Raw genomic sequence first — 25,117 nt, forward strand, 5'->3', positions numbered from 1 at the left:
GAGCCCCCGCGGATCGCGGGGGCTCGCTGTCACGGCATGTCCTTCGCCGGACATGAGCCGGCGACACGAGGCATCAGGCCGGGCGACTGCCCCGGTAGCGCGCGAACGTCGTCTGGCCGGCGGGCCCGAACAGGACGACGTCGTAGGTGTCGTCCTCGACGCCCTCGACCTCCATGCCCCGGGGAGCCGACCGGCATGCCCGGAACCGCGAGTCCCTTGGCCTGCGGCCTCTCGGCGAGGAGGCGCTTGATCGCGTCCGCGGGAACGTGCCCCTCGACCACGTAGCCGCCGATTTCCGCCGTGTGGCAGGAGGCGAGCGCCTGCGGCACGCCGAGGCGGACCTTGAGGCGGTTCACCTCGGCGGACTCGATCACCTCGACGGGAAATCCAGCCTTGCGGACGTGATCCACCCACGCCCCGCAGCAGCCGCAGCTCGGGTCCTTGGTGACCGTCATCTTCGGCAGGGACTGCGCGGCAACCACCGGAAGGGCGGAAAGGGCGAGGGGAGCGGCGGCAAGGCCGACGAGGAGAGCCCGCCGGCTGATCGTCAGGTTCGGTTGCATCCTGTTTGCCTCACTGCTTCGCGTTCTCGGCGAGCCAGGACTTCATCATGGCGACCTCGTCCTCCTGTGCCCTGATGACGGCTTGGGCGAGCTCGCGGATCTTGGGATCCTTGCCGAAGGCGGCCTCAATCCTGGCCATGTCGATGGCGCCCTGATGGTGGGCGATCATGTTCCGGACGAAGTCGGCATCCACGTTCCCCGTGTACGCGGTGGCCATCTCGCGGTGCATGCGCTCGTTGACCGCGTTCATGGCGAGCGAGGCGACGCCCTGGTCCCCCTCGACGGCGCCCATCTGCATGGTGCCGGCTCCGCGGCCCATCATGCCCTGCATCATCGGGCAGTTCATCATCATGTTCTGCCCCATGCCGGACATCATCCCCCCGGGACGCTGGGTTCCCTGGCTCATCATGCCCCCCTGCATGCCGGACATCCCGCCTTGCGGGGAAGGCGTCGCACCCATCTGGTTCTGGGGACCGCCCATGGGAGCGCTAGTCTGTGCCTGGGTCTGCTCAGGATGGTGAGCGGTATGGTCCGCGTCGGACGGGGGCGCCTGCTGGGCCAGGGCCGGAACCGACAGGCCGGCGGCGAGAGCGAGTGCGAGAATGGATGACTTCATGGTGGTTCTCCTCGAGAACGGTCGAGCTTCTGAAAGACGAAGGCCTGCCTGAGGCATGGCCCGAGTGCGGACAGCAGCTCAGGATCGGGGAGGGGGCACCAGTGTCTCCGGAGGGAGGCCATCCGGAAATGCGGTAGTGTCCACCCACCACGAGCCCGCGCGGGCAACGGAAGCGCTCGCGAGCCCGAAGGCAGGCAGGCCAATGACGCCGCAGGAGGATTGGGAACAGACCGGAGCGCAGCCGCGGCCCATCCTCTCGGGAGCGGGATCGCAGCAATCGTGCGGCGCGGAGACATGGGAGATGACGGAGGCGCCGTCGTTGCCCCGGTCCGCGGATGCGACCGCGGTCGGCCCGAGCGTGCCGACGACCAGCACGACCGCGAGGATGCAGCGGAGCAGGCACGGGATCAGTGACCGGAGGGGCATCATGCGCTCGAACTTAGCGTGACCTTCCCTATTTTCCATTGTTCCAGATCAATCCCCGCACCTGAAGGCCGTTCCGGTTTCGCCTGCATCAGAATTGCTCCAGGCGGTGCTTGGCTTCCATGCCCCAGGCGTGGGCCGCAGCACCGATGAACAGGAGCGGTAAGCCAAGGGATCCGATGCGGCTGGCAGCCAAGACGCCGATCCCGGCGCCAGCAACGGCCACGCCGATGCCCGACGTGAGGTTGGGCAAGCGCAGGCGGTCAGGCCTGGCGACGGTCACTCGCGCTTTCCGTGATGGTGACCATGACCGCCATGCATGAACAGGTGCATCAGCGGGCAGGCGAGCAGCAGAAGGTAGGGCAGGGCGGACAGGATGTGGCCCGTGTGGGTTGCGAACAGATAGATACCGAGTCCGGCCAGCGCGAGCGTAACAACCCAGCCCAGGGGAGTTCCGACCAAAAGCGTCCGCCAGCTCTTGGGCGGCGTCGAAGACACGTTCGGTGTGGTCATGGCGAGGTCTCCCGATCAGGTGAGATCAATCTCAGACGGTGCAGGGGAACGCGCCTTGATCTCGCTCAAATGAGGCCCTCGGGAGGCCCGGACAATGGGCCTCCCGAGCTGCCGGGTTACTTGTAGGAATAACCGAGCTTGATCACGTCATTGGCATCGCTGGCGGTCTGCGTCCAAGGGTCCATGGTCGCATCGGTTCCGACGAGCGACGGCGTTCCGCCATGGTTCAGTTGCCAAAGATCCCAGATGCGATCGACGTTCGCATGCAGCAGCCAGAATATCGGATCCTGTGACGCCGTCGGCGGGCTCCTGAGCGTTCCACCACACCAGTTGTGCACCTGATTGTGGGCGTCGAACTCGAGATCCTCGGTGAAGGACGTGTAACCGGAATTGGAGAGAATGGCGTTCATGCCCGCGGGGTCCGGAAGCGATCCGCTCGCGCCGGGGGCCGGCCGCGTCACTGAGGGCGGACGCCAGACCCAGTCAGGCCGCGCCTTATCGACCGCATAGTTCCAGCAGGGGATCGTCAGGCCCGGCTTCTTGGAGCGCAGCAGGTCTTCCATCTTCAGGAGATAGACCCTGTGCCATGGCAGGAAGCGCTGCGTGCCGACGGCTCCCATGTTCGAATGCATGTTGTGGCTCATGTCGGCATGCACGGCGGCAAGGGCCTGGTAGCTGCCGTCCGCATGAACCTGTTGAATGGCGTCGTTGAATTGCTGCCGCTGCGCCGAGCTCAGCGTCCGATGGTCGGCCCGGCTCCTGAACAGGGCCCTGAGGAGCGCGAGGATCCAGGGCTTGATCTGGAGCCTGTCGCCGATGAGGGCGTCCGAGAGCTTTGGCGTGAGCTGCGTCAGCAAATCCGACTTGCGGAGCTCAAGCCCGGTCTCGTTCAGGTGCCGCTCGACCCGCAGCCATGCCGTCTCGAGGTCCGGCATGCGCTCGATGCCGAAGTGCGCCTGCGCGTCCCGCAACTCGTCCCGGGTCGGGAAGTGATCGAACATCGGATGCGGGCCATGGACGTGCGGCTCATGCCCGGGCTTGGCCGCCTCGGCTCTGGCGACCTCGTCGCGGGTGGGAAAGTGATCCAGGGTCAGGTGATCGCCATGACCATCGGACTCAAGGGCATCCTTGCGGGACGAGCGTGCACGGTTGTTGCGCTCACTCATGGAATTTCTCCCTTCGCTGGCCGGGATGGAGTTGGGCCGGCCAACCGGAAGCATGCCTTCTCCGGTCCGGGATGCCCGTGCGCTGCCTCACAGGACCGTACGCGAAACGGCAGGATCGCCGTCGACAGTGATGAACGAACGCTCCGACGGCGGTGACCACCTACGCGGCAAAGCACCCCTCGGAATTCGCCGGCGACGCGCCCCCTCTTTCGATCGACATTCCGCCCGGACTGCCGGGCCGAATGTCATAGCCGGACGGTACGGAGCCGGATCGCATTGCCGATCACGCTGACCGACGACAGCGCCATCGCGGCCGCCGCGATGATCGGCGACAGCAGGATGCCGAAGAACGGGTAGAGGACACCTGCTGCGACCGGCACGCCGAGGGCGTTGTAGATGAAGGCGAAGAATAGGTTCTGGCGGATGTTGCGCATCGTGGCATGCGACAGCCGATGCGCCCGCACGATCCCGGTCAGGTCGCCTTTGAGCAGGGTCACGCCGGCGCTCTCCATGGCCACGTCGGTGCCGGTGCCCATCGCGATGCCGACATCCGCCGCCGCCAGCGCCGGCGCGTCGTTGACGCCATCACCCGCCATGGCCACCACGCGGCCCTCGCGCTTGAACTTTTCGACCACGGCGCTCTTCTGCTCCGGCAGCACCTCGGCCTCGACCTCGTCGATCCCGAGCCTGCGGGCGACGGCCCGTGCCGTCGTCCAGTTGTCGCCGGTCAGCATCACGACGCGGATGCCCTCCTTCTTCAGGCCGGCCAAGGCCTCGGGCGTCGTTGCCTTCACCGGATCGGCGATGGCAATCGCGCCCGCCACCCTCCCGTCGACACCTGCGAAAATGGCGGTAGCCCCATCCTCGCGGAGGCGGTCTGCCGACACGGCCAGGGGAGCGACGTCGATGCCGTGCTCCGCCAGGAACTTGGCGCTGCCGAGCACGACGCGCCGCCCCTCGACGGTGCCGAGCGCGCCCTTGCCGGTGGGCGAGTCGAAGTCCGTGACCGGGGCCGTCGTGATGCCCTGCTTCTCGGCCGCCTCAACGATGGCGATGGCGAGCGGATGCTCGCTCGGTCGCTCGGCGCTGGCCGACAGGCGCAGCACCTCGGCCTCCGCGAAGCCCGGCGCCGGCACGACGGCCGTCACGGCGGGCCTGCCCTCGGTGAGCGTGCCGGTCTTGTCGACCACGAGCGTATCGACCTTCTCCATGTGCTCCAGCGCCTCGGCATTCTTGATCAGTACGCCCGCCTGGGCGCCTCGCCCGACCCCCACCATGATCGACATTGGCGTCGCGAGGCCCAACGCGCACGGACAGGCGATGATCAGGACCGCCACGGCGGCCACCAGGCCATAGGAGAACTGCGGTTCGGGTCCCCAGATTGCCCAGGCGACGAAGGCCAGCACCGCCACCCCGATGACGGCCGGCACGAAGTAGCCCGAGACTTGGTCCGCTAGGCGCTGGATCGGGGCGCGGCTGCGTTGCGCCTCGGCGACGAGCTGCACGATCTGGGACAGCATGGTGTCGCGTCCGACCTTCTGCGCCTCGATGACGAGGCCGCCGCTCTGGTTCATGGTGCCGCCGATGACCTTGGCGCCGACCTCCTTGGTTACGGGCATCGACTCGCCGGTGACCATCGACTCGTCGACCGCACTGCGCCCCTCGAGCACGGCCCCGTCGACCGGCACCTTCTCGCCGGGACGGACCCGCAGGCGGTCGCCCGCCTGCACGGTATCGAGCTGGACCTCCTGCTCCGAGCCGTCGGGCAGGATCTTGCGGGCCGTCTTGGGGGCAAGATCCAGCAGTGCCCGGATGGCGCCGCTCGTCGTCTCGCGGGCACGCAGTTCGAGCACCTGCCCGAGCAGGACGAGCACCGTGATCACCGCCGCCGCCTCGAAGTATACGGCGACCGATCCATCGTGACCCCGGAAGGCGGACGGGAAAACGTCAGGGGCGAGGGTCGCAACCATGCTGTAGACCCATGCTACGCCCGTGCCCATGGCGATCAGCGTGAACATGTTGAGGCTGCGGTTCACGAGCGATTGCCAGGCGCGCACGAAGAACGGCCAGCCGGCCCAGAGCACGACCGGGGTCGCGAGCAGCATCTGGATCCAGTTCGAGGTCTGCTGGCCGACGTAGTGGCTTAAGCCCGTCAGGTGGCCGCCCATCTCCAGCGCGACCACGGGTAGGCTCAGGACGAGGCCGATCCAGAAGCGGCGCGTCATGTCGACGAGCTCATGGCTTGAGCCAGCCTCGGCGGTGGCGAGCACGGGTTCGAGCGCCATGCCGCAGATCGGACAGGAGCCCGGACCTACCTGCCGGATCTCGGGATGCATCGGGCAGGTGTAGATCGTGCCCTCCGGCACGGGCTTGGCCTTTCGCGCCGTTGCCGGCTCGACGTACTTCGCAGGCTCGGCCGTGAACTTCGACTGGCAGCCGGATGAGCAGAAGTAGTACGGCTTGCCCTCGTACTGCACCCGGTGGGTGGTCACATGCGGGTCGACCATCATCCCGCAGACCGGATCCTTCACCGTCCCGGTATCCGCCACTGGATCGGGGTGGTGATGGTGCCCGGCATGGTCGTGGTGGACGCCATGGTCGTGACGGGCATGGCCTGAATGACCGTTTGCTTTGGTGTCGTTCATGACGGTCCTCTGCTTGATTCTCGATCCCGACTGGGAATCCTGAGGGTTTCCATCGTGGCAAGGTCAAGTCGGTAAGCCTTACCTGGCAGACTGCCTGGCATTGACGGGGTCGCGCCAAGTCACCGGGATGCAGCCATGGGGCGCCGCTTGGGCTCTGATCCGAGGCTATGCCGCAAGGCCGCGCTCGGCGTTGATCCGCGTCAAGGCGGACGGCGGTACAGGCGTTAATCTTCCTTCAAGCTCACGGCAGGGCATTCTCACGACAGGGCTTCAAATTGGAATATGGTCGTGGCCATTCTCCCGTTTCTCCAGCGCACGAGCATCGCCTACTTCTCGATGGAGATCGCCCTCCGGCCTGAGATCCACAGCTACAGTGGAGGCCTTGGCATCCTGGCGGGGGATACCGCCCGGTCCTGCGCCGACCTCGAGCTGCCGGTGGTCTTCGTGACCTTGGCGAGCCGGGCGGGCTACCTGCGCCAGGAGATCGCCGCCGACGGCTCCCAGGTCGGGCATGACGATCCCTGGAGCCCGGCGGAGTGGGCCACACCGCTCGAGGCCATGATCGCCGTGGCCATCGAGGGCCGCTCGGTCTGGATCCGGCCCTGGCTCTACGTGGTCACGTGCCCCATCGGACACCAGGTTCCGGTGCTGCTGCTCGACACGGATCTCGACCAGAATGCCCCAGAGGACCGCAAGATTACCGACCACCTTTACGGCGGCGATGAGGTGTACCGCCTCATGCAGGAGGTCGTGCTCGGGATCGGGGGCGCCCGCATGCTCCAGGCGCTCGGGTTCAGCATCGGAACCTATCACCTGAACGAGGGCCATGCGGCCTTCCTGACCCTCGAGCTGTTGCGCCGAAGGCGCCGGTCCGGCGGCAACGGGTTGGCCCACGAGGTCGACCACGTCCGCGACATGTGCGTGTTCACCACCCACACCCCGGTCGAGGCCGGGCACGACCGCTTCGCCTACGAGGACGTCCAGCGCATCCTGGGAGCCGATTTCGTCCCCTTCGACGAACTCAGGCCCCTGGCCGGCGAGGACCGGCTCAACATGACCCGGCTGGCCCTGAACCTCAGCGGTTACGTCAATGGTGTCGCGCGCCGCCATGCCGAGACGACGCAGCGGATGTTCCCGGGCTACAGGATTGCGGCGATCACGAACGGCGTGCATGCCCCGACCTGGACCCACCCGGCCTTTGCCAGGCTTTATCAGGACATCCTGCCCAACTGGGGCCATGAGCCCGAGCTCCTGGTCCGGGCCGACCAGCTCCGGGACGAGGATGTCTGGGCCGCCCACCAGAGGGCCAAGCGCGACCTGCTGGAGGAGATCCTGCGGAGCACCGGCGTCGCCATGGATCCGGATGTGCCCCTGATCGGCTTCGCCCGCCGCATGACGGGCTACAAGCGTCCGGACCTCCTGTTGGCGGACGTGCAGCGGCTTCGCGCGATCGATGCGCGTTTCCCGTTTCAGGTGGTGATGGCCGGGAAGGCCCATCCCTGCGACACGCAGGGCCAGCACATGATCCGGGACATCCATGACCGGATGCGCCAGCTCTCCCCAGACATTCGCACGGCGTTCATGCCGAACTACGACATGGCGCTGGCTCGGACCCTGGTGGCCGGGACGGACCTGTGGCTGAACACGCCGCTGCCGCCGCTGGAGGCGTCGGGAACGAGCGGCATGAAGGCGGCCCTGAACGGCGTCCTGAACCTGAGCGTGCTCGACGGCTGGTGGATCGAGGCCTGCATCGACGGCGTCACCGGCTGGTCGATTGGCCGGGACGGCGCAGAGGGGGCCGAGCAACATGGGCATGACCTCTACGACAGGCTCGAAGGGCAGGTTCTGCCCACGTACTACCAGGACCGCGCCCGCTGGATCGGAATGATGAAGCAGGGCATCTCCAAGATCGCGTCCTACTTCAACAGCCAGCGGATGATGCGCCGCTACACGACCGAGGCTTACGTCCGGCCCTGACACGTGGCAGGTCAGCCACGGGCGATGCGTCCCGAGTTCCAGGTATGATGCTCAGGGTCCATGCAGGCCCGTGATTTCCCGAGGCGTGCCAGGAGCACCTGCTCCGGCGTCGGGGACGTGTTTGCTCTCGGGATCGGCTACTGTAGGAAGCCCGTGCACCATGATCGGTCCAGCTCTCGTCGGCTTTCCGTCCATGTCTTCGATGACCATCCGGCGACCAGCGGCGATCCTGTCGAGTGCTCCGGCCATGCGACGCAACGGGCTGCCGAAGTCGGGGAGGTCGGTCAGCGCCAGCAGCAGCCCTGCGATCCAGAAGGCGTGGACATGGGTGAACATGGCGAGCAGGCCCAGCACGCCCACGATCTCGTACTGCACCTTTTGGGACTTGTGGGCAATGTGATCGGGGAGGTGATGCAGCGTCAGGTAGAGGAGACCTATTGCGAGCATGAAGGCGACCAAAAAGATCGCCATCCCGACCAGGAGGTAGTCCGTCCCACCGGGAGACGGAATGAAGATCGGCAGCGGGTTCGGTGAGGGCGTCAAGGCAGTCCCTCCCAGAGTTGGCGCGTGCCATATGTCGAAAGCATAGCACAATGGCCGATCCGCCGTCACGCGGACACTCCAGTTCGCCGTCACGGCAGCGGGTGCGGTGAGGGCGCACGATCAGAACACCATCGTGGCTCCAGCCACAAGCCGATCTCCCAGCTTCGGAAAGGCCCTCAGGTGCTCCGCGATCTGCTCCTCGACACGCAGTCTCCAGGCGGTGGGCGGATATCGGTCACGGGGCGAGCTTGACTTGCATGGCCGCGGGCTCGGTCACCGGAGCCCCCGTCCGGCTCACCACTGGATATTGGACCGCTTCATGCCTCCGTTTCTGGTATGATGGCCGTCGTGGAATGAAGACTGCGGCAGACTGGTTTCGGGGCTGAAATGCGGTGACCGCCAGCAGTCGCCCAGCCAATGGCCGGGACGGCGGGGCGAGCGGGAGGACAGCGGATGGATGGTCCGCAGCGCCCTCGGGCATCGGGTCCGACGCATCCGCCGAGGATCCTATCGGCAGAACGGCCTTGGGGCATTCGCCGACAATGCGATCGGCATTCCGCTCGCCGCGTTGGGACGGCCCGCTCCTATCACCGCCGCGGCAGCCAAGGCACGGAATTCCCTCGCGGGGATTGCCAGCCCGGCATCCCCCAAAGCGGCCAGGATCACCCTGACGTACCAAGGAGGATTTCAGATGAGCGCGAGCTCCCTTCAAATCGCCTGAGGTCTCCGTGATGCCTCAGGCGGACACGCGAGCAGGGGGTCGGATGGACACAGGCGTGTTTACGGCGCGCGATCTGACAAAGGTCTACCGGACCGGGGAGGTCGAGGTGCGTGCCCTGAGAGGGCTCACCTTCGAGATCACGGCCGGGGAGGTGGTCGTCCTGCTTGGTCCCTCGGGCAGCGGCAAGTCGACCTTGCTCAACATCATGGGCGGGCTCGACCAGGCTACGAGCGGGCGCCTGTTCTTCAAGGACCTCGATCTCACTACGCTCGATGACCGCGGTCTGACCGCCTACCGCCGGCGCCATGTCGGCTTCGTGTTCCAGTTCTACAACCTTGTCCCGAGCCTGACGGCCTACGAGAACGTCGCTCTGGTGACCGAGATCTCCGAGAACCCGATGCGCCCGGACGAGGCTCTCGCGCTGGTCGGGCTCGAAGCGCGGATGGACCATTTCCCGGCCCAGCTCTCAGGCGGCGAGCAGCAGCGCGTCGCCATCGCGCGGGCCATCGCCAAGCGGCCCGAGGTCCTGCTCTGCGACGAGCCCACCGGCGCCCTGGATTCCAAGACCGGCATCCGGGTGATCGAGGCCCTGCTGGGCGTCAACGCCCAACTCGGGACCACGACCCTGATCATCACGCACAATGCAGGCATCCAGGAGGTGGCCGACCGCGTGTTCTTCTTCGCCGACGGCCGGATCTCCCAAGAGATCAGGAACGAGATGCGCCGGGCGGCGGCCGAGCTCACCTGGTGATCCGATGCGGATGCTCGACATCAAGCTGTTCCGCGACCTGAGACGGCTCTGGGCGCAGGCGCTCGCCATCGCGCTCGTGATCGCCGGCGCGGTCGCAACCCTCGTGATGTCCGTGGGCTCCTACCGCTCGCTCGACGAGACCCGCAGAGCCTATTACGAACGCTATCAGTTCGCCGACGTGTTCGCCCTGGTGCGGCGCGCTCCCATGAGCCTGGTGAGCCAGATCGCCGAAATTCCTGGCGTGGCGGCCGTTGACGCGCGCATCGCCAAACTCGCCCTCCTCGACATCCCGGGCTTCCGCGAGCCTGCGACAGGTCGGTTCGTCTCGCTGCCGGAGCATGGCACGCCGCATCTCAATCAGCTCTACGTCCGGGCCGGGCGGTTGCCTGAGCCCGGCAGCGTCGCGGAGGTCGCGATCAGCGAGAGCTTCGCGAACGCCCACGGCTTCGTCCCGGGTGCGCGCTTCTCGGCGATCCTGAACGGCCGCAAGCGCGAGCTCACCGTCGTCGGGATCACGCTCTCGCCCGAGTTCGTCTACGCCATCGGCCCCGGCGACATCATGCCGGACGATCGGCGCTTCGGCATCGTCTGGATGCCGGAGAAGGCGCTGGCCGGCGCCTTCGACCTCGACGGCGCTTTCTCGTCGGTCGCCGTGAAGCTCCTGCGGAATGCCTCCGAGCGCGAGGTGATCCTCCGGCTTGACGCGCTTCTCGACCGCTACGGCGGGCAGGCGGCCTACGGGCGCAAGGACCAGACCTCGCACGCCTTCCTCGACCACGAGCTCGACATGCTCAACAACATGAGCCGGACCCTGCCGCCGATCTTCCTGGTGGTGGCGGCGTTCCTGGTCAACCTGACGCTCGACCGCCTAGTGGCGCTCGACCGCGAGCAGGTCGGGCTCTTCAAGGCCCTGGGCTACGGCAATCTCGCCATTGCCTCGCATTACCTCAAGTTCGTCTTGGCCCTCGTCGTGATTGGGATCGCCATCGGCAGTCTCGCCGGCACCTGGCTCGGGAGCCTCATCACCAGCCTGTTCGGCGACTATTTCCGCTTCCCGTTCCTCATCTTCAGCAAGAGCCCCGACGTCTATCTCATGGCGGCCGTGGCGAGCCTCACCGCCGGAACCCTGGGTGCTGCTCGAGCCCTCCGCGGTGTCGTCGCTTTGGCGCCGGCGGTCGCCATGCAGCCGCCCGCTCCGCCGCAGTTCAGGCACCTGCTCCCCTTGGGCGTTCGCGTCGATCGCCTGCTGTCGCAGCCGGCCATCATGATGCTGCGGGGGATCGCCCATCATCCGTTCCGGGCGGGGTTCACAGTGCTGGGCATGGCGCTCGCAACCGCGATCCTGATCGTGTCGCTCTTTACCCGGGACACCATGGAGCAGTTGATCGACGTCACGTACTTCATGGCCGACCGGCAGGATGCCACTGTCAGCTTCACGGAGAAGCGCCCGCGGGACGTGCTGTTTCAGGTCGCCCGCCTGCCCGGCGTGATCACGGCCGAACCCTACCGTGAGGTTCCCGTCCGGATCAGGCACCGCAACGTCGAGCGGCGGATCATGATCAGCGGCCGGCCGCCCGACGCGGACCTCAGCCGGATCATCGACGAGAAGCTGCGTCCCGTGGTGCTGCCGGAAAGCGGGCTGGCGATTTCCGCCATGCTGGCGCAGATCCTCGGCGTGCAGGTGGGCGATGACGTGGAAGTCGACCTGCTCGACGGGCAGCGCAGGACGGTGACCCTGCCCATCGCCGCGTTGGTCGAGGATTACTTCGGCATCAGGGGCATGATGAACGCCGACGCCCTGTCGCGGCTGATGCGGGAGGCGCCGGTCATCAACAGCGTCCACCTGGCGCTGGACGAGAGCCGGCTCGATTCCCTCTACGACACTGTCAAGGAGCTGCCTTCGGTCAGTGGCCTGGCGCTCCAGCGCGTGTCGCTCGCCAACTTCCGTGCCTCGCTGGCCGTGCTCGTGACGACGATGGCCAGCATCTACACCGGGCTGGCTGCCATCATCGCGTTCGGGGTCGTCTACAACACCGCCCGGATCTCGCTGTCGGAGCGGGCGCGCGAGCTGGCGAGCCTGCGCGTTCTCGGCTTCACCCGGGCCGAGGTCCTGCGGATCCTGTTCCTGGAGCTGGCCCTGTTGACGCTGGTTGCGCAGCTCCCAGGTTGGGTGATGGGCTATGGACTGGCATGGGTCATGAGGACGAACCTGGCCGGCGAGCTCATGCGGGTGCGCCTGGTGGTGGAGAATTCCACCTATGTCCTCGCCAGCGCGGTCGTCGTGGCCGCCGCCGTCGTTTCGGCTCTCGTCGTGCGCCGACGGGTCCATCAGCTCGATCTCGTGGCCGTCCTCAAGACGCGGGATTAGCCCATGCGTGGGATTTGGCTCAAACGTGTGGCCGGGACGCTCATCCTCGCAGGAGCAGCGGCCGGGATTGGCTGGTTCGCCTGGCCCCGGCCAATTCCCGTCGATCTCGCACGGGCGACGCTGGGACCGATGGAGGTGACGGTCGACGACGACGCCCGCACGCGCGTGCGCCACATCTACACGGTCTCCGCCCCCGTGGCCGGGAGGGTCCTGCGCATCTCCCATCCCGCCGGGCACCACGAGACCTCCCTCCACATCGGCGATCAGGTCACCGCGGGCGAGACGGTCGTGGCCGTCATGCAGCCGACCCTGCCGAGCTTTCTCGACATCCGGTCGCGCGAGGAGTTGCAGGCGGCGGTCGCGGCGGCAGACGCGGCCGTGAAGCTGGCGGAGGCGGAGGTGCGCCGGATCGAGGCGGCGCTCGACTTCTCGCGCGACGAGCTCCGGCGGGCCCAGGCGCTGGTCCGCACGGGCGCGATCTCGTCCCGGGCGCTGGACAAGGCCCAGTTCGACGTCGACACCAACGAAGCCGCCCTCGCGAGCGCGAAGGCTCAGCTCGATGTCCGCCGCAGCGAGCAGGCGGTCGCGGCTGCGCGGCTGATCGATCCCTCAGGCGGTTCGGAGGCAACGAACCCGAACTGCTGCATCGAGGTCCGGGCCCCCGTGACGGGGCGCATTCTCAAGATCATCCAGGAGAGCGAGGCGGTCGTCCTGCCCGGGGCGCCGCTGCTCGCCATCGGTGATCCGCTCGACATCGAGGTGGCGGCGGACCTTCTCTCGACCGACGCGGTGCAGGTGAAGCCGGGAGCGTCGGTGCGGATCGACGGTTGGGGCGGGCCCCCGCTGCGCGGACGAGTGACGCGCGTGGATCCGGCCGGCTTCCTGAAGGTCTCGGCGCTCGGCATCGAGGAGCAACGGGTGAGCACCGTGATCGATTTCGTCGATCCGCCCGAGGCGTGGAGCGCCCTCGGGCATGACTTCCGCGTCGTGGTCCATGTGACGACGTGGGGCGCCGACAATGTCCTGACGGTGCCTGTCAGTGCCCTGTTCCGAAGTGGGGAGGAGTGGGCGGTGTTCACCGTGAGGGACGGCCGGGCCCATACCGCCCTTGTCCGGGTCGGGCACCGCAACAGCCGTCAGGCCGAGGTGCTGTCCGGGCTGTCGGCCGGGGATTCCGTCGTGCTGCATCCGAGCGACCGGATCAGGGACGGAGTGGCCGTCTCGGAACGCGACAGCCGATGACGGAGCAAAGGAGGCGTGAGCCATGAAGGTCGCCGTGTTCGAGACCGAGCAGTGGGAGCATGAGGCGTGCCTCAGGCTCCAGCCCGATCACGCGGTCACGTGTACCCACGAGCGGCTGACCGGGGATACGGTCGTGAAGTACGCTGACGCTGAGATCGTGAGCCCGTTCGTCTATTCGAGGCTCGATGCGGGCGTGCTGGCGCAACTCCCGCGGCTGAAGCTCGTCGCGACACGCTCGACAGGCCATGACCACATCGATCTTGGGTACTGCCGTGCCCATGGAGTGACGGTGTGCAACGTTCCCGACTACGGCGACCACACGGTCGCGGAGCATGCCTTCGCGCTCCTGCTCGCCGTGAGCCGCCATCTGGTGGAAGCCGTCGACCGGACCCGGCGCGGAAACTTCTCGCAGAGCGGCCTGCGCGGCTTCGATCTCCACGGCAGGACCCTTGGCGTGATCGGCACCGGGCGGATCGGGCGCCGCGTCGTCGGGATCGCCAAGGGATTTGGGATGGACGTGGTGGCGTTCGATATCGAATCCAATGAGAAAACCGCGCACCGGATGGGCTTTCGCTACGCGCCCTTGGACGACATTCTGACCGCCGCCGACGTGGTGACGCTGCATGTGCCCGCGACGCCACAGACGATCGGCCTCCTGTCCGACCGCGAGTTCGGGCTCATGAAGCCGGGAGCGGTCCTGATCAACACGGCCCGCGGCAACGTCGTGGACGTTGCCGCGCTGGTTCGGGCGCTGGCCGGGGGCAGGCTGGCGGCGGCGGGCCTCGACGTGCTGCCCGAGGAGCCTGCGATCCGGGAGGAGGCCGAGATTTTTCGGGCCGAGGCCGTGCCCGTGGCTTACGACCTCAGGGCCCTGGTGGCGAACCACGTGCTCCTCAGGTTCCCGAACGTGATCGTCACGCCCCACAACGCCTATAACACCGATGGGGCGATCCAGCGCATCATCGAGACGACACTCGGCAACATCGAGGCCTTCGTCAGGGGAGAGCCCCGGAATGTCGTTGCCTGAAGTTGAGCAGCCGGGGCCGCGCTTGCGGGTGCCATCCTACGCCGCTCTCGGCGCCCTTGTGCCGTCAGGACCGTTAACCTCGTGGCTGTGGGGCCAAGGAACGATGGCGACAATCCACAGGCCGATCAGATTGGCAAACGGGATCAGGGCGATCACGGACCAGAACGGCGAAAACCGTAAGGGCACCCCAGTGCAATGCGCTCCAGTGCCCCATTATGCCAGAACCGAACATCATGTCGGATCCTCCGGATCGAGCCAACTCCAAGCCGCTACGCTCATGTCGATCGCAGCGTGCTTGCGCATGGCAACTCGGTCATTGCGCACGCGAAACCTGGAGAGGTGCCTCAGGTGCTGTGGCAGAGGCTGCCTCGGCACGCGGCACCTCGAGATCCGGGCACAGGACGAGCTTGCCCGCGAGACTACCCGCCTCGAGACGGCGATGCGCGTCGGCGACCTCATCGATCGAGATCCGCCCGGCGACGCGCGGCCGGATGGCGCCTGTCGCCAACAGCTCGAAGAGCCGCTCCAGATCCTCCCGGAACCAGGCAGGATGGCGCGCCCGCATCAGATTGATCGAGTAGAGGCGCAGGCGCTTGCCGCCGGGCAACCACCCCAGCACCTGCCGCCAGACATACACGCGCACAAGCCACATCAGAAGGCTCAGGAGGCGACGCTCCGCCTGCACATTCGCCGAATAGCCATAGGCGCAGAGCAGACCGCCGGGCCTGAGCGCCGCGAACGAGCGGCGATAATCGTCCTCGCCGACACCGTCGAAGACGACGTCGAACCCACCCGGCAGGACGCGCGTGAAGTCTTCGCGCTGGTAGTCGATCGGCGTGGCGCCGAGCTCGCGGACGATCCCGGCGTGCTCCCCCCGTGCGGTGCCCCACAGCTCCAGCCCGGCCATCCGGCCGAGCGTCAGCAGCGCCTGGCCGACGGCACCGGCGGCGCCCTGCACGAGCACGCGCTGGCCGCGCTGCACGCGGGCGGTGCGGTGCAGGAGCTGGTAGGCCGTGGTCCAGCTCAGGATCAGCGTCGTCGCCTCTGCCGGATCGACGTCCGTCGGCATGCGGGTCAGGTCTTTGGCCCGGAGCGTGCGATAAGCCGCATTCGAGCCGACCACCGTCATGTCGGCCACGCGCTCGCCAAGCCGGAAGCCCGTCACGCCGTCGCCGAGCTGATCGATTTCGCCGACCACGTCGTAGCCCAGCACGAATGGCGGCCGCAGGCGCATCGTTTGCGGATAGAGGTGGCGCCGGATCGTGACGTCGGTGTACTCCAGGCCCGAGGCGAGCACGCGCACCCGCACCTCGCCCGGGCCGGGCGTCGGCATGGGCGCATCGACCACCTCCAACCCGTCGGGACCGCCGAAGCGCCCAACCTGAACAACCTGGTTGCGCGGTTTCATCATGGGCGTTCTCCTTGCAACCTCGTGATCCGGTGCAAGGGCGGGAAAGGCCTGGGCGGCTCCTGTGCCGAGGGTCTCACCGCCGTGCCGGATGGCGAGACTTCCAATGCAGCATTCTAACTCGCCTGCCTGCGGCTCCCCCTTGATCTGTCTCAAATCAGCGAGCACTGCGGACCCGGTCTTCACGTGCCAGCGACCGTGGCCCTGACAGCCGCGTCCTGCCAAGCGTCCGACCCGCGCCCGGCATTCCAGAACTGCCGTGAAGAGAATTGGGCTGAGAGGCAGCTCTTGGGCACGAGCCGAACGTCCATGTCAGACAGGAAACCGGACGCTCCTGAAGGCCAGGGAATTTCGTAGCGTGACCCGTTCCCGACCTTCCCGCTCATTGTGGTCGCATTGTTGCTGCGGCGAGCGCACGCCCGAGATCACGGATGGCGGCACTATCCCTACCGTCGCGGCTGGGGCTGGGGTGCTGCCGGACTGGCGACGGGGATCGCCCTCGGGCAGCAGCGGCGGCAGCGTCGTCGGGCCGTAAGCGACACGGATCGCGACACGATCCCGATCGCTGCCGGGTTCCGCACCGGCCGTCCGGCCCAACCTCAGGTCGAACCCGACGGCCATGGGAGTTCATTCAGGTTTTAACCTGTGTTAGCCTTCCGGTGAAACCCGACGGCGAAGCGGGCCGGTCGCCGCGCCGGGGCCTCATGCGGAGGCGGTGTCATGCATGACGTGAACCCTCTCAGGCTGCGCGGGCGCGGCCTGGTCCGGTCGCCCGGCCTCCGCGGCTGGGTGATCCTGACCGCCTCGGCGACGGCGCTACTGTCGTTCCTCACTGTCGCCGCCGTCCTGCTCGGGCAGGCCTCCCACGAGCGTCATGACATGATCCACCGCGGACTGTCGGCCTCGGTCGCGACCGTGAGCGCCCTCGACCGCGAGGCGGAGGCGCTCGGGAATACCCTGCGGGGCCTGTCGCGTTCGCCCCTTCTCGACGCGGACGATCTCGCACCCTTCTACCGCCAGCTCGCGGCGACGCCCCGCCCCGACGGCTCCCGCTTCGTCCTCTGGACACCCGAGCGGCAGCTCCTCAACACGGCCGTTCCCTTCGGCGCGCCGCTGCCCGCCCTTGCGGCGCTGCCCGTCAAGGAGGAGCGGCTGGCGCTGCTGCGGCGGGTCGGGCTGATCCTTTCCGAGCGGGTCCATGGTCCGCTGGACGGGAAATGGGTCGTGGCCGTGAGCCTGAGGCTCGAGGGGCGGGCCGACGAGCCGGACCGCATCCTGACGCTGGGCGTGCCGGAGGACCATCTCTACGGGACCGTGCGGGACGTCGACGGGACGGAGGGCTGGAGGACGGTCATCCTGGACCACAGGCTCCAGGAGCTGGCAGGCCCCGACCGGGATGTGCCGCAAGGGTCGGTGAGCCTGACGCGGGATGTGGTGGACCGCCTGTCGGGGGCGGAGCGCAGCGGCCACTTCGAGGCCGACGGGGCGTCGGGCGATTGGGCCGTCGCCTTCTCCCGGTCCCCGACCTCCGGATACACGGCCCTCTCGGTTGCCCCGGCCGAAATGGTGGATGCGCCGGTGCAGCGGGCCGCCTACCGCATTGCCCTCGCGGGAGGCGTCCTGCTTCTCGTCGGCGGGGCCTCGGCCTTGCTGCTGATGCGCTCCGGTGGTCCGGTCGACAGCCTCCGGCGCGACGCGGCGGCCAGCCGCGGCCAGCTCGCGGCGGCCAACGCGCGCATGAGCGACATCCTCGGGAGCATCAGCGACTGCTACTTCACCCTCGACCGGGACTACCGCATCACGGACGTGAACGCCGCCGCGGTGCGTTGGTGGGGGCTGGAGGGGAGAAGCCTCGCAGGGCGCTCCTACTTCGACACCGTCGGGCGTGATCCATCCATCGACGCCGCCCTGGCGCAGGCGATCGGGGAGGGGCGCGAGTTCCGGGGCGTGCTCGCCTCGCTCTACCATCCCGGGCGTTTCATCGACTACCGTGTCTATCCCGCGCCCGAGGGCGCCGCCGTGTTCTTCAGCGACGTCACGGACCGCCACGAGGCGCACCGGGCGGCGTTGCGCGAGCGGGAGTTCCTGCAAGCCTCGCTCGATGCCCTCGTGGCCCATATCGCCATCCTCGACGACCAAGGCACGATCCTCGCGGTCAACGAGGCTTGGCACCGCTTCGGCCGGGACGATGGGTCCGGCGGGTCCTCGCACAGTGTCGGCACCAATTACCTCGATGTGTGCGCGTCCGTCCGGCACCGGGGCATGGCGGAGGAGCGGATCTTCCGCGGCATGGAAGCCCTCGTCGCAGGCAAGCGCGTGGATTTCCAGGCCCTGTGCAAATACCCGGGGCCGGATCGGCCGCGCTGGTTCCAGCTCCGAGCGAGCCGGTTCCTGGTGGGCACCGACACCCGCATCGTCGTGGCACGCGAGGACATCACCGACATCATCACCGCCCGGGAGGAGGTCAGCGAGATCTCCGGACGCCTGCTCGGCCTCCAGGATGAGGAGCGGCGGCGCATCGCGGCGGAGTTGCACGACTCCACCGCCCAGCACCTGGTGGCGGCCGGCCTGAGATTGATGCAGGCCGAGTCCCTCGGAATGCCGCCGGCCGGACGGCGGATCCTCAACGAGATCGACCGCTCGCTCGAGGAAGCGCTGAAGGAGCTGCGCGTCTTCACGTACCTGCTGCATCCGCCCGGCCTGGAGAGCGACGGGCTGGCCGGGGCCGTCCGGGCCTTCGCCGACGGCTTCGCGGACCGGACCGGCCTGCATGTCCAGGCATGGGTCGATGACGGGGTCGGGACGCTGCCCTCCGAGCTCCAGCGCGCCCTGTTCCGCATCGTCCAGGAGGGCCTGGCCAACGTGCACCGTCATGCCGGGGCCTCGCGGGCCGCAATTGCCCTGCGCCTCACGCCGGGCGAGGTGATCCTGTGCATCGGGGATGACGGCCACGGCATGCGCCCGCGGCGTGGCGAGGCGGCGGCCCAGCGCACGTCGCTGGGCGTCGGCATCCCAGGGATGCGGATCCGCCTGAGCCAGTTCGGCGGCAGCCTGCGCATCCGCAGCGTCCGGCGGGGCACCGTCGTCCGCGCCGCGGTTCCGCGGGATTCGGAGGGCGTGCAGGGGACGGGAGCGGCGCCGATCAGGGTTCCCTGAGGCGTTTCTCAGGGTTTTCCCCGGCTTCTGCGGCCCAGCTTTTGCGCTATAAGGAAGGATCGCGGCGGAGGGTCTCCCGGGGTCATGACACGCATCCTGATCGCCGACGACCACGACGTCGTCCGTTCCGGTCTCGTCGCGATCCTGGGCAACCAGCCGGGCTGGGAGGTGGTCGCCGAGGCGGAGGATGGCCGCCGGGCGGTGCAGCTCGCGGCCGAAACCCTGCCCGACGTCGCCGTGCTCGACTACCAGCTCCCGCTGATGAACGGGGCCGACGCCACCCGCGAGATCCGCGCCGCCCGGCCCCAGACCGAGGTGCTGATCTTCACGATGCACGAGAGCGAACCGCTCCTGCGCGAGCTGCTCGAGGCGGGCGCCCGCGGCTACCTGCTCAAGTCCGACGCGCGCAGGTTCCTCATCGCGGCGGTGGAGTCCCTGTCGAACCACAAGCCGTTCTTCACCGGGAAGGTCTCCGAGACGCTGCTGAACGCCTACCTGTCACACGGCCGCGTGGGCGACGGGACCCTGACCACTCGGGAGCGGAGCGTCGTCCAGCTCATCGCGGAGGGCCACAGCAACAAGGAGGTGGCTCAGATCCTGGGCGTCAACCTCAAGACCGTGGAAAGCCATCGCGCCGCCGCCATGCGCAAGGTCAACGTCAACTCGACCGCCACCCTGGTGAGGTATGCCATCAGGAACAAGTTGGTCGAACCGTAGTGTCGCGCCTGCGCATGTCGACCGAGGGTTTATTCCGGTTGAAGTCAGGGTTTACCCCAATTGCCGGACCAGGTCGGGCAGGGGAAGCTCCACCGGCGGACCGGTGCCGGGGGGAGTGGGGAGTTCCCGTCCATTCCCGTGACGCACCGGGTGCAGGAGAGCTTCATGATGGCTGCCCACCGGACGATCGCACCGTACCTGCTCGCCACGGCCCTGCTCTTTGCCGCTACCGGAGGTCCAGCCCAGGCCGCTGCGATCTCGGAACTTCAGGGGGCCTGGATCATCAACTCGGCCGAGTGTTCCGCCGCCTTCACGAAGAGGGGCGGGCGCTTCGCCTTCAAGCCCAACCGCCGCAACGCCGACACCAGCTTCATCATCAGCGGCAACCGCATCCAGGGCGCGCGGGCGAGCTGCACGCTGGGATCCGAGAAGCCGACGTCCGACGGCTTCAGGGCCATTCTCGACTGCTCGAGCCAGATGATGGTCGGCGCGCTGCCCGTCACGTTCAGGGTGCCCAACCCGAACACCATCGTGAAGTTCGATCCGGACTTTCCCGAACTCGAGACCACGTTCACGCGCTGCCAGTGACCGTCGGACGAAGGGGCATCCATGGGACAGGTGGGGAAGGCAGCGCTCGGTTTCGCATTCGGTGTTGCCGCGCTTGCGCCCGCTTCGAATGCGCAGGAGGGCAATGCCCAGAACGACGCCAACAATCCGCTGACGCCAAAGGTCACGATCAACCTCCAGGACTACTACATCCCGTCCTTCAAGGGGCTGCCCGGGCGTGACGCCAACCAATTCCTGCTGCGCGGCCTGATCCCGCTCAACCTGTTCGACACGCCCCAGCTCCTGCGCTTCACGCTGCCGATAGCCAACTCCCCAACCCTCCCGACGGGGTCCGACCCAGGGTTCGGCGACCTGACCCTGATCGATCTCGTCCTGATCCCCGGCAAGCCCGTCAGCTTCGGCGTGGGTCCCGTGCTGGTCGCGCCGACCGCAAGCACCGACGCGCTGGGGACAGGACGCTGGCAGACGGGCGCCGCCGCCGTGGCCATTGCCCCGCAGAGCTGGGGCCTGCTCGGCGGCCTGGTCATCTACCAGCACTCCTTCGCGAAGGATGACGGACGCGATCCGGTCAACCTCCTGACCGTGCAGCCGATCGTCAACGTCAACCTGCCGGAGGGCTTCTACCTGCGCTCGTCCGCGATCTGGAACTTCGATCTCGAGCACGACACCCGCTACATCCCGGTCGGCCTCGGTCTCGGCAAGGTGTTCCAGGTCGGCAAGACCACGGTGAACGCCTTCATCGAGCCGCAGTACACGGTCTGGCGCAACGGCGACGGCGTGCCTCGCTGGCAGATCTTCGGCGGGCTGAACTTCCAGTTCTCGATCAACTAGGACGTCAACGCCAATGCATCCGACACGACGCAGCCTCCTGACGGTTCTCGGCATCGCGGCGATAGGCCCGGTGCTCCCGGCTGGCGCGCAGGAGGGTCCCCTGCCGTCCTGGAACGATGGCGACGTGAAGGCGGCCATCGTCGATTTCATCGGGCGCGCCAGCCGGCCGGGCGAGGCGGGGTTCATACCACCCGAGGAGCGAATCGCCGTGTTCGACAACGACGGCACGCTTTGGTCGGAGCAGCCCACCTACTTCCAGGGCATGTTCGTCATGGACAGGCTCAAGGCCTTGGCTCCGCGGAATCCGGAATGGAGAACGAAGGAGCCTTTCCGGTCGGCTCTCTCCGGGGACGCGAGGGGATTGGCCGCGAGCGGGACCAAGGGCATCGAGCAGTTGATGATGGCGACCCACGCCGGCATTACCGCGGCGGAGTTCGAGACCATCGTCAAGGATTGGATGGCAACCGCCCGGCATCCGAGGTTCAACCGACCGTACAACGAGCTGACCTACAAGCCGATGGTGGAACTCATCGCCTACCTCAAGGCCCATGGGTTCAAGACCTATATCGTCTCGGGCGGTGGGGTCGAGTTCATGCGGCCCCGGGGTCGAGCCTGCCTACGGCATCCCGCCCGAGCAGGTCGTCGGGTCGGGCATCAGGCTGAAGTACGAATTGAACGGCGATACGCCCGCATTGCGGCGTTTGCCGCAGGTCGACTTCGTCGACGACGGGCCCGGCAAGCCCGTCGGCATCGCACGGTTCATCGGGCGCCGTCCGGTCTTCGCGGCCGGCAATTCGGATGGCGACCTCCAGATGCTGCAATGGACGACGCTGGCGCCGGGACCGCGCTTCGCCCTGATCGTCCATCACACCGATGCGGAGCGCGAATATGCCTACGGCCGCCGGTCGCAGGTCGACAAACTCGACAAGGCCCTCGACGAGGCCCCGCGACGCGGCTGGCTCGTCGTCGACATGAGGAACGATTGGAAGACGATCCACAGGCCGTAGTTCCGGAGATCGTCTTCCAGGCATGCAGCCGACACGAGCTGGCTGTTTCGCAATCCACCGGGAGGAGTTGGAGATGAGCGAGAAAGACAAGGAAACGATCCGGCAGCGCAACGCAGCCGAGGAGCCGAACGTCAACCGACGTGACATCCTTCTCTCAGGGACTGCGATCGCTCTGGCATCGCTGGCAGGCAGCGGGGCCGGAGCTCAGGCGCAGCAGCCGCAGGCCGCGCCTGCGCCCGGCGCCGGACCGAAGCCCAACATCCTCATGATCATGGGCGACGACATCGGCTGGTTCAATCCGAGCATCTATCATCGCGGCATCATGGGATACCGCACGCCCAACATCGACCGCGTCGGCAACGAAGGCGCGATGTTCACCGATTGGTATGGCGAGCAGAGCTGCACCGCCGGCCGGGCCGCCTTCATCACCGGGCAATCCCCGATCCGTACCGGCCTGACCAAGGTCGGCCTTCCGGGCGCCGATGTCGGTCTCCAGCCACAGGATCCGACCGTGGCGGAACTGCTGAAACCCCTCGGCTACATGTGCGGCCAGTTCGGCAAGAACCATCTCGGCGACAAGGACGAGTTCCTGCCGACCGCTCACGGCTTCGACGAGTTCTTCGGCAACCTCTATCATCTCAATGCCGAGGAGGAGCCGGAGAACCCCGACTACCCCAAGGACCCGAACTTCCGCAGGCGCTTCGGGCCGCGCGGCGTCATCCGCTCCTCCGCCGATGGCCGGATCGAGGATACGGGACCGCTCACCAAGAAGCGCATGGAGACCATCGACGACGAGACATGCGCCGCCGCTCTCGACTTCATGGACCGCCAGCAGAAGGCCGGAAAGCCGTGGTTCTGCTACTTCAACTCGACGCGCATGCACGTGAACACGCATCTGAAGCCGGAAGTGGAGGGGAGGACCGGCAAGGGGCTGTATCCGGACGGCATGGTGGAGCATGACGGCCATGTCGGCCAGTTGCTGAAAAAGCTCGACGATCTCGGCGTCACCCAGAACACGATCGTCGTCTACACCACCGACAACGGGGCCGAGGTGATGACATGGCCAGATGGCGGCGCGACGCCGTTCCGCGGCGAGAAGGCCACCAACTGGGAAGGCGGCTTCCGCGTGCCGATGCTGATCCGCTGGCCGGGCGTCATCAAGCCCGGCACGATCTATAACGAGATGTTTTCGCACTATGACCTGATCCCGACCTTCTGCGCGGCAGGCGGCGATCCCGACGTCGTGGCGAAATGCCTGAGGGGCTATCAGGCCGGCGCGAAGACCTTCAAGGTGCATCTCGACGGCTACAACCTGATGCCCTTTTTCACGGGCAGCGTGAAGGATGGCCCCCGTCGGGAATTCCTGTACTGGAACGACGACGGTGAACTGGTCTCGATCCGCGTCCTGGACTGGAAGATCGTCTTCAAGCCGCAGGAGCACGAGGGCATCGACATCTGGAGACGGGAATTCACCAACCTCCGCGCCCCGATGCTGTTTAATTTGCGGGCCGATCCGTTCGAGCGGGGCGACTCGTCCTTCGAGTACGAGAAGTGGTTCTTCGACCGTACCTTCGTCCTCGTTCCGGCCCAGGCGGCCGTGGCGCAGTGGGTGGAGAGCTTCAAGGAGTTCCCGATCCGGCAGAAGCCCGCGAGCTTCAATCTCGACGAGATCATGACCAAGTTCGCGCCGAGGAACTGACTGCAAGATCATGACGCGGGCCGGCGGATGCACCTGCCGTCGACCCGCCAACGCCGATGATGGGGATTCCATGGGGTTTCAGGGGTTCAGCCAGGGAAGGCAACGGGACCGGGGTGGCCGAGCGGGCGCGTGCAGGCAGTTGGCTTGCCTTGCGCTGGCTCTAGCGCTCGGGATGTCGGTCGACCTGTTTGCCGGGTCGGCACGGGCCACGGAGGGCGGGGTGAGCCTCTACGTGCCGGGGTTGCGCGGACCGCTGGCCGGGGTCACGCCGCCGCCCGGGTTCTACTTCGACAACGACGCCTACTACTACTACGGTGAACTGCCAAACGCCCGGCGGCTCCAGATCGGCGGTGCCGTCGTCAGCAACGTCAAGCAGCGCGCCTATGTCGACTTCGTCACGCCGCTCTGGGTCACGCCGCTGGAGATCCTCGGCGGCAACCTTGCCTTCTCGGTTACGGTTCCATTCGGCGCCCCCTACGTCAGCGCCGGCGCGGTCATCGCCGCCCCGCGACTGGGACGGGCGTTCGGCTTCAAGCAGCGCGACCAGGACCTCACCTTCGGCGATCCGGTGGCTTCGAGCTTCATCGGCTGGCACTCCGGCAACGCCCATTGGCAGGCGGGCGTCTCGGTCAACATCCCGGCGGGCGCCTACCAGGAGGGCGAGCTGTCGAACGTCGCCTTCAACCGCTGGATCGGCGACGTCTACGGCGCGCTCACCTACCTCGATCCGGCAACGGGCCTCGACATCTCGGGGAGCGTCGGCTTCGAGATCAACGGGGAGAACGACGCCACCGATTACGACAGCGGCAACGCCTTCCATGCCGATCTCGCGATCAGCAAGAGCCTGACCAAGGAGCTGTCCGTGGGCTTCCTGGCCTCGCACTACCAGCAGTTCTCGGACGATGGCGGCGAGGGTGATCGTGTCGGCCCCAACCGGGGCCGCGTGACGGCGCTCGGCGGCACCGTCGGCTACAACTTCCTGATCGGCCAGACACCCGTCTCGACGCGGATCAAGGTGCTGCGCGAGGTCGAGACGGACAACCGCTTCAAGGGCACCGTCGGGCTGTTCACGGTCTCGTTCCCGCTCGGCGGGCAGGCGCCTCCGGCCGCGCCCGTCACCGCGAAGTACTGAGCGGGCTTCGGCAACGCGCTTGCCAAGCTCTCACATCGATGATGC

19 protein-coding genes and 2 pseudogenes are annotated in these 25,117 nt (G+C 67.3%); 12 read left to right on the forward strand and 9 right to left on the reverse strand.

Going from position 1 to position 25,117, the window contains the following annotated elements; genetic code table 11:
- Positions 1-73: 73 nt before the first annotated feature.
- The 7 genes and pseudogenes from DES45_RS17850 to DES45_RS17880 all read right to left on the reverse strand — a co-directional run bounded on the left by DES45_RS17850 (position 74) and on the right by DES45_RS17880 (position 5,926).
- Positions 74-563, reverse strand: a pseudogene (locus DES45_RS17850) (DUF411 domain-containing protein).
- A 10-nt stretch (positions 564-573) separates the two neighbouring features.
- Entirely contained in the window at positions 574-1,179 is a 606-nt protein-coding gene (gene copM, locus DES45_RS17855; protein ID WP_170151550.1) for a CopM family metallochaperone, read from the reverse strand.
- 78 nt (positions 1,180-1,257) lie between these two features.
- The gene (locus DES45_RS24815; RefSeq protein ID WP_147282440.1) at positions 1,258-1,608 is read right to left on the reverse strand and encodes a hypothetical protein; all 351 of its coding nucleotides are present in this window, start codon (positions 1,606-1,608) and stop codon (positions 1,258-1,260) included.
- Positions 1,609-1,693: 85 nt separating this feature from the next.
- Entirely contained in the window at positions 1,694-1,885 is a 192-nt protein-coding gene (locus tag DES45_RS17865; protein ID WP_114771401.1) for a hypothetical protein, read from the reverse strand.
- Positions 1,882-2,115 carry a DUF2933 domain-containing protein gene (locus DES45_RS17870; RefSeq protein ID WP_173949862.1) on the reverse strand — a complete coding sequence of 78 codons (234 nt, stop codon included), beginning with the start codon at positions 2,113-2,115 and terminating at the stop codon, positions 1,882-1,884. Before DES45_RS17870 ends, DES45_RS17865 begins: the two co-directional genes overlap by 4 nt.
- A 116-nt stretch (positions 2,116-2,231) precedes the next feature.
- The gene (locus tag DES45_RS17875; protein ID WP_170151551.1) at positions 2,232-3,281 is read right to left on the reverse strand and encodes a tyrosinase family protein; all 1,050 of its coding nucleotides are present in this window, start codon (positions 3,279-3,281) and stop codon (positions 2,232-2,234) included.
- A 245-nt stretch (positions 3,282-3,526) separates the two neighbouring features.
- Entirely contained in the window at positions 3,527-5,926 is a 2,400-nt protein-coding gene (locus tag DES45_RS17880; protein ID WP_114771403.1) for a heavy metal translocating P-type ATPase, read from the reverse strand.
- Positions 5,927-6,214: 288 nt separating this feature from the next.
- Between DES45_RS17880 and glgP the strand changes: the two genes are divergently transcribed.
- Positions 6,215-7,903 (forward strand): alpha-glucan family phosphorylase, encoded by a 1,689-nt coding sequence (gene glgP, locus DES45_RS17885; protein WP_245571780.1) that lies wholly within the window; start codon positions 6,215-6,217, stop codon positions 7,901-7,903.
- A gap of 51 nt (positions 7,904-7,954) precedes the next feature.
- On the opposite strand, the gene DES45_RS17890 is transcribed toward glgP, so the two are convergent.
- The gene (locus tag DES45_RS17890) at positions 7,955-8,446 is read right to left on the reverse strand and encodes a hypothetical protein (protein ID WP_210210233.1); all 492 of its coding nucleotides are present in this window, start codon (positions 8,444-8,446) and stop codon (positions 7,955-7,957) included.
- A gap of 764 nt (positions 8,447-9,210) precedes the next feature.
- Between DES45_RS17890 and DES45_RS17900 the strand changes: the two genes are divergently transcribed.
- From DES45_RS17900 to DES45_RS17915, 4 genes are read left to right on the forward strand one after another with little or no spacing between them, the layout of a single operon-like run.
- Positions 9,211-9,918 (forward strand): ABC transporter ATP-binding protein, encoded by a 708-nt coding sequence (locus tag DES45_RS17900; protein WP_114771406.1) that lies wholly within the window; start codon positions 9,211-9,213, stop codon positions 9,916-9,918.
- A 4-nt stretch (positions 9,919-9,922) separates the two neighbouring features.
- Complete coding sequence (locus DES45_RS17905) at positions 9,923-12,286, forward strand: ABC transporter permease (protein WP_114771407.1); 2,364 nt, start codon at positions 9,923-9,925, stop codon at positions 12,284-12,286.
- Positions 12,287-12,289: 3 nt separating this feature from the next.
- Positions 12,290-13,528 (forward strand): efflux RND transporter periplasmic adaptor subunit, encoded by a 1,239-nt coding sequence (locus DES45_RS17910; RefSeq protein ID WP_114771408.1) that lies wholly within the window; start codon positions 12,290-12,292, stop codon positions 13,526-13,528.
- A gap of 22 nt (positions 13,529-13,550) precedes the next feature.
- On the forward strand, positions 13,551-14,555 hold the full coding sequence (locus tag DES45_RS17915; protein ID WP_114771409.1) for a hydroxyacid dehydrogenase: 1,005 nt from the start codon (positions 13,551-13,553) through the stop codon (positions 14,553-14,555).
- 313 nt (positions 14,556-14,868) lie between these two features.
- Here the strand turns inward: DES45_RS17915 and DES45_RS17920 are convergent, their stop codons facing one another.
- A complete protein-coding gene (locus DES45_RS17920) occupies positions 14,869-15,966 on the reverse strand; it encodes a medium chain dehydrogenase/reductase family protein (RefSeq protein WP_114771410.1) in 1,098 nt (365 codons plus the stop codon).
- Positions 15,967-16,683: 717 nt separating this feature from the next.
- On the opposite strand from DES45_RS17920, the gene DES45_RS17925 reads away from it, so the two are divergent.
- From DES45_RS17925 to DES45_RS17955, 7 genes and pseudogenes are all read left to right on the forward strand, one after another.
- Complete coding sequence (locus DES45_RS17925) at positions 16,684-19,119, forward strand: PAS domain-containing sensor histidine kinase (RefSeq protein WP_114771411.1); 2,436 nt, start codon at positions 16,684-16,686, stop codon at positions 19,117-19,119.
- Between the two features lie 84 nt (positions 19,120-19,203).
- Positions 19,204-19,836: a response regulator gene (locus DES45_RS17930; RefSeq protein WP_114771412.1), complete on the forward strand. Its 633-nt coding sequence runs from the start codon at positions 19,204-19,206 to the stop codon at positions 19,834-19,836.
- 165 nt (positions 19,837-20,001) lie between these two features.
- A complete protein-coding gene (locus tag DES45_RS17935) occupies positions 20,002-20,424 on the forward strand; it encodes a hypothetical protein (RefSeq protein WP_114771413.1) in 423 nt (140 codons plus the stop codon).
- Between the two features lie 21 nt (positions 20,425-20,445).
- On the forward strand, positions 20,446-21,234 hold the full coding sequence (locus DES45_RS17940) for a hypothetical protein (protein ID WP_114771414.1): 789 nt from the start codon (positions 20,446-20,448) through the stop codon (positions 21,232-21,234).
- Between the two features lie 13 nt (positions 21,235-21,247).
- Positions 21,248-22,241 (forward strand): annotated as a pseudogene (locus DES45_RS17945) (HAD family hydrolase).
- A 73-nt stretch (positions 22,242-22,314) separates the two neighbouring features.
- Positions 22,315-23,940 carry an arylsulfatase gene (locus DES45_RS17950; protein ID WP_114771416.1) on the forward strand — a complete coding sequence of 542 codons (1,626 nt, stop codon included), beginning with the start codon at positions 22,315-22,317 and terminating at the stop codon, positions 23,938-23,940.
- 220 nt (positions 23,941-24,160) lie between these two features.
- A complete protein-coding gene (locus tag DES45_RS17955; protein WP_245571781.1) occupies positions 24,161-25,072 on the forward strand; it encodes a SphA family protein in 912 nt (303 codons plus the stop codon).
- Positions 25,073-25,117: the final 45 nt, after the last annotated feature.

Origin of the sequence: Microvirga subterranea (genome assembly GCF_003350535.1) — a bacterium.
In the GTDB taxonomy this organism is placed as follows: Bacteria; Pseudomonadota; Alphaproteobacteria; order Rhizobiales; family Beijerinckiaceae; genus Microvirga; species Microvirga subterranea.